General features: G+C 37.0%; 6 protein-coding genes. 2 read left to right on the forward strand and 4 right to left on the reverse strand.

Annotated features, from left to right (window positions below; translation table 11 throughout):
- From AC52RT_RS15570 to AC52RT_RS15585, 4 genes are all read right to left on the reverse strand, one after another.
- Nucleotides 1-165 (reverse strand): YtxH domain-containing protein (locus AC52RT_RS15570; RefSeq protein WP_495541592.1); only part of this gene is annotated, 165 nt, incomplete at its 3' end.
- 288 nt (nt 166-453) lie between these two features.
- The gene (locus tag AC52RT_RS15575) at nt 454-972 is read right to left on the reverse strand and encodes a tryptophan transporter (protein ID WP_495541587.1); all 519 of its coding nucleotides are present in this window, start codon (nt 970-972) and stop codon (nt 454-456) included.
- Between the two features lie 127 nt (nt 973-1099).
- A complete protein-coding gene (gene serC, locus AC52RT_RS15580) occupies nt 1100-2194 on the reverse strand; it encodes a 3-phosphoserine/phosphohydroxythreonine transaminase (RefSeq protein ID WP_495541588.1) in 1095 nt (364 codons plus the stop codon).
- A gap of 171 nt (nt 2195-2365) precedes the next feature.
- Nucleotides 2366-2791, reverse strand: coding sequence for an HIT family protein (locus AC52RT_RS15585; protein ID WP_495541589.1), 426 nt, complete (start codon nt 2789-2791; stop codon nt 2366-2368).
- Between the two features lie 570 nt (nt 2792-3361).
- Here AC52RT_RS15585 and AC52RT_RS15590 point away from each other — a divergent pair.
- Nucleotides 3362-4105 (forward strand): ABC transporter ATP-binding protein, encoded by a 744-nt coding sequence (locus AC52RT_RS15590; protein WP_495541590.1) that lies wholly within the window; start codon nt 3362-3364, stop codon nt 4103-4105.
- Nucleotides 4098-5306 carry an ABC transporter permease gene (locus tag AC52RT_RS15595; protein ID WP_495541591.1) on the forward strand — a complete coding sequence of 403 codons (1209 nt, stop codon included), beginning with the start codon at nt 4098-4100 and terminating at the stop codon, nt 5304-5306. The genes AC52RT_RS15590 and AC52RT_RS15595 overlap by 8 nt, the downstream gene beginning before the upstream one ends.

The raw sequence follows: 5306 nt of genomic DNA on the forward strand, positions 1-5306 counted from the left end.
CTTTTCCTTTAGTTCTAATAAGGTAACAGCTATTTCCTCTTTATTTTTCTTAATTCGATCTCTCGTTTCTTTTCCTGAAGATGGAGCAGTCAGTAATGTGGCAGCTCCTGTTAAAACTGTTCCTGTTACAAACCCAATAAATAATGATTTTATCTTCATTATCATCACCTCATTCTCTTATTTAAATGATTCGCCTTAATTAAGCAAAATCCCTTCTAATAGTGAAAACATAATTGGTAATGTTACGAGGGATTTTATTTATGCTATTTTCCCTAAAATACCATATTTTTCTTACGAAAGGAAGGATAATCTTTCCTTTATCTTTATATCACAAAAATAATAATTTAAACTTCATTTGGACAATGAGGTATATAAAGATAGTAAGCAGGAAGATAAAGGGATTAAGTGGATGAAAAAAGCATGCAGAATAGTCTGCATGCTTTTTTATTGATGTTACACATGGGCAGCAATACTGGTTTTTTTAACAATACCGCCGACAATCGGATAAATAATAATAATTGCAGCTGTATTAAGAACAGTGGCTGGTAAGACAACTGCCGCAAAAAGTCCGAGAAATGCTCCGGGTAGACCAAATAAAAAATAAGCAGATCCCAAAAAGACAAAACCGGATAGTAAGGTACCAATTACCGTTAATATACCTATGCTTACTAAAGACTTTGAGATTTTTCTCATACCAATTAACAGTAAGTAGAATATAAAACAGGTTACACATTTATCGATTATATTCGGGATAAATCCTCCCGGAAAGGTTGTTGTTAATCCTGAAATCAGACCACTAGTGATAGCAACTAGAAACACGCTCTTTTTATCTGGAAAAAGGATAATAGCTAAAAAGGCCATTGTCAGCATCATATCTGGTTTCATTCCTAAGAAAAATCCTGGAATAATTACATGAAGTGCGGCGCCGATCCCCACTAATAGGGATAGGGAAATAAGGGTTTTAGTATTCATTTGAACTCTCTCCTCTTCTCGTCTCAACTAGTTTCTTCTCCTCCAGTGCACTAATTTGCCTGGAGCGAAAAGTTCTATACAGTATATCATGTGCAGGTTGCTTTCGAAACAGTTTTTTTAGTGATACTTAGCTGTTCTTCTCATATGATTTTTTAAAGTTCTTCATAAAAGCAGCAAGCTCTTCGCAATGTTCTAACGGGACAGCGTTATAAATAGAAGCTCTGCATCCGCCAATGGACCGATGTCCTGCTAAGCCTACAAAGCCAGCATCACTTGCCTGTTGTAAAAATGATTTTTCAGCAGCTTCTGTTGGAAGATTGAAGGTAATATTCATCTTTGAACGACTATTCGTTTCTGCATGACCGATATAAAAACCATCGCTTTCGTCAATAGCAGCATAAATGATATTGGCTTTTTTACTATTCATGGCCTCAATGGCTTTGACGCCGCCTTGTTGTTTTACCCACTCCATTACAAGGGAGAGTAAGTAAATAGCCATTGTTGGCGGAGTGTTATATAAAGAATTGCTCTTAGCATGTATCGAATAATCGAGCATGCTTGGTAAATCATTTCGATTAGGTTGAATTAGATCTTTTCTAATAATAACGACCGTTACTCCGGAAGGGCCAAGGTTTTTTTGTGCTCCTGCATAGATTAATCCAAATTTACTGACATCAATTTCTCTGCTCAAGATATCACTCGACATATCGGCGATTAGAGGTACAGACTGAGTGGAAGGGAAATCAGTCCATTGTGTTCCATAAATGGTATTATTACTAGTAATATGCAAGTAAGCAGCAGTCTCATCTATAGGTAAATCATTTACATTAGGAATAAACGTGTAGCTGCCATTTTTCGAAGAAGCGATAATTTTGGTTTTGCCTACTTTTTCAGCTTCCTTAAGAGCTTTTTCTGACCAAGAGCCTGTTAAAACATAATCGGCATGTTTGTCAGCAGGTAACAAATTCATCGGAATCATGGAGAATTGTAAACTGGCACCGCCTTGCAGAAGCAGGACTTCGTAGTTTTCTGGTATAGTTAATAAATCTTTTAATCCTTGGATGGCCTGATTATGGATGCTCTCAAAAATGGCACTTCGGTGACTTAATTCCATGACGGACATACCAGAATCATTTATATTTCGGAATTCTTTCTCAGCTCTCACTAACACTTCTTCGGGTAGTGCAGCTGGTCCTGCATTAAAATTACGAGCACGTTTCATGAATATTTCCTCCTATACGTCAATGTAGTAAAGTGTTAATAATCTATATCCTAACAGAAATAAAAGCAGTAAAGGAAGAAAATTTAGAACTTTATGAGTTAAGTGTGAGATGGAGGAAAAAAATAAAAATAGATCTGGGAGGAACTCTTCCCAGATCTTCGTGAATAGCGTTTACTGTTGAATATGGCTGGCAATCGAGTCTGCAATTTCTTTTAAGCTTTCAGGGGTATACTCACTTGTATGAGTTTTCCATACTGCGCCGAAGCCATCATCAACACCATGGCGCGGAATTAAATGGACATGATAATGGAAGACCGATTGTCCAGCAGCTTCTCCGTTATTATTAAGAATGTTCAAACCAACCGGGGAAAATTCTGTTTTAATTGCACGTGCAATTTCAGGAATGACTTCGAAAACATGTTTCGCAATATCTGGAGTCAATTCGTAAATATTTTCCTTATGTACTTTTGGTATAACAAGGGTATGTCCTTTTGTTACTTGGCTGATATCAAGGAAGGCCAATACATGCTCATTTTCAAAAACCTTTGTACTCGGTATTTCACCATTAATAATTTTACAAAATATACAATCGCTCATTCCAATCACCCTTTCTTCTCTTGTTCCTTGTCTCTAATTGTACCATCGGCAAAACATATCGAAAAGGCTGGTTGAAAAAAATAAAACAGGATGCAGCTAATAGCTGCACCCTGCCCAGAAAAAGGGGTCCTGATCTTCTTATGCGTTTTAGGTTGAGTTCTCTTGGACCAACACCTCATTTAATTAGAGTAAAATGCGGTTACAGTTGGTAGAGTTATTCCATTCAAAGCAACCATCTCCTATATCTTCATCGTTTATTCAACGCAGAAAGCATAATTGACAGTTATCAATGGGTTTCCGCCTATTACGTGCAAGAGTACCATCTCCTTGCTCGAAACGTTTATATGAAGTCTGTGTAATTCAGTTATATGTCTTTAACTGACACCTCATTTGACAATAGGATATGACCAATTGCTAATGAAGAACCCCTTCTTCCTTAATTATGATTACCATGAAGGCTTGAAAATATAATTGGTACTTTATGGTAAAATAATAATACATCACTATGTTAACGATTCATTTTTTGATAAAATATAAATAACCTACATACATATAGAAGGGAACGTTGATATGTCTTTACTAAAAATTGACAAGCTTGTTGGAGGCTACACGCGAACTCCCGTCTTAAAAGGGATAAGCTTCGAAATCGAGCCGAACCAGCTGGTCGGCTTAATTGGATTAAATGGAGCGGGGAAAAGCACAACAATTAAACATATAATTGGACTTATGGAGGCGAAGGAGGGGAAAATTTCAATAAACGATAAAACGTTTGCAGAAGACCCTGACAATTATCGCAAGCAATTTACCTATGTTCCAGAAACCCCAATATTATATGATGAATTAACACTTGAAGAACATTTAAAGCTTACTGCAATGGCTCATGGTTTGGATGAAGCTACGTTCCAAAGCCGTATGACCGGGCTGTTAAAGGAATTTCATATGGAAAAACGTCTATCTTGGTTTCCTGCACATTTTTCAAAAGGAATGCGTCAGAAAGTGATGATTATGTGTGCTTTTTTAGTACAGCCTTCGCTTTACATTGTGGATGAACCCTTTGTTGGACTTGATCCACTGGGAATTCAATCGTTGCTTGATCTGATGAATAAGATGAAGCAAAATGGTGCGGGTATATTAATGTCTACCCATATTTTAGCTACTGCAGAACGGTACTGTGATTCCTTCATCATTCTTCATAATGGAGAAATACGTGCAAAGGGTGACCTAGAAGAGCTTCGTACTCAATTTAATATGCCAGGTGCGACGCTTGATGATCTCTATATTCAACTGACTAAGGAAGAATTACACCATGAATAGTCAGGGCTTATGGAATGAACGGTTTACCCTGTATAGCAGAGAATTACAAAAATATTTAAAGTATATTTTTAATGGACACCTAGTCTTTGTTATGATCATAGCTCTTGGAGGATTAGGCTATTATTACAGTGAGTGGGTTAAAACCTTAGACAGCAATTTTCCTGCTGCTCTGATTATATCGATTGTGTTAGGCATTCTTATGACGAGGAGTCCAGTTTCTACTTTTCTTAAAGAAGCTGATATGGTCTTTTTATTAGCGCTCGAGACTAAGCTTACTGGTTATTTCAAACGCTCGATTATTTTAAGTTTAGTGCTTCAAAGCTTTCTATTATTTATTGTATTTATCGTTTCTATGCCTATGTATTCAAAAGTAACAAACGCTGGATCTCATGAGTTTCTTACTATTTTAGGGTTAATGATTATTACAAAATGTATGAATATCGGCATCCATTGGTATGTGCTGAAATATCAGGAAAGGTCTACAGCCAGAATAGATGCACTGATTAGACTGTTTCTAAATATTGTTCTGTTGTACTTTGCACTTGCTAACGTAAACATTCTTCTTATTATTGCACCTTTTATTTTGCTTTCGGCATTGTTGGTGTATTACAAAAAATCGACTCGTAACAAAGCGTTGAAATGGGAAGTTTTAATTGAGCTTGAAGGTAAAAGAATGATGAATTTTTACCGTTTTGCTAATCTTTTTACTGATGTGCCAAGCTTACGTGGAAAAGTTGCCAGAAGGAAATGGCTCGACTGGCTTTTAGTTTCGATTCCATACGGTCCGAACTCTTCTTATTTGTATTTATATGCACGTACAATGCTTAGAACAAATGATTATGCGGGATTGATGGTGCGCCTTACGGTAATAGGAGCAATAATTATGATGGCCTTCCCGTCAATTTGGGCTACAGTGTTTATAACGGTTCTGTTTCTTTATATGACAGGTATTCAATTACTGCCGGTTTGGAGGCAGCATGAATTAAAAATCTGGGTTTCACTATATCCTCTTCCAGCTAAAATGAGGCAGGAAGCTGTCGCACGATTAGTTTCATATTTCTTATGTGCCGAAGTTATTGCGTTTACGATCGTCATGCTCGTCACGGGACGTTTCATGGCAGCAGCTGCCTCTGCAGCAGCAGGAGTCTTGTTTGTTATCTTCTTTAAGAGCTATGCGAGAAAGAGAATGACAAGTTTCTAA

This window comes from Peribacillus sp. (genome assembly GCF_059453735.1).

Bases quoted from the DNA above. Each gene is read 5' to 3' on its own strand.
- AC52RT_RS15575 (WP_495541587.1), bottom strand. From the start codon at position 972: ATGAATACTAAAACCCTTATTTCCCTATCCCTATTAGTGGGGATCGGC.
- serC (WP_495541588.1), bottom strand. From the start codon at position 2,194: ATGAAACGTGCTCGTAATTTTAATGCAGGACCAGCTGCACTACCCGAA.
- AC52RT_RS15585 (WP_495541589.1), bottom strand. From the start codon at position 2,791: ATGAGCGATTGTATATTTTGTAAAATTATTAATGGTGAAATACCGAGT.
- AC52RT_RS15590 (WP_495541590.1), top strand. From the start codon at position 3,362: ATGTCTTTACTAAAAATTGACAAGCTTGTTGGAGGCTACACGCGAACT.
- AC52RT_RS15595 (WP_495541591.1), top strand. From the start codon at position 4,098: ATGAATAGTCAGGGCTTATGGAATGAACGGTTTACCCTGTATAGCAGA.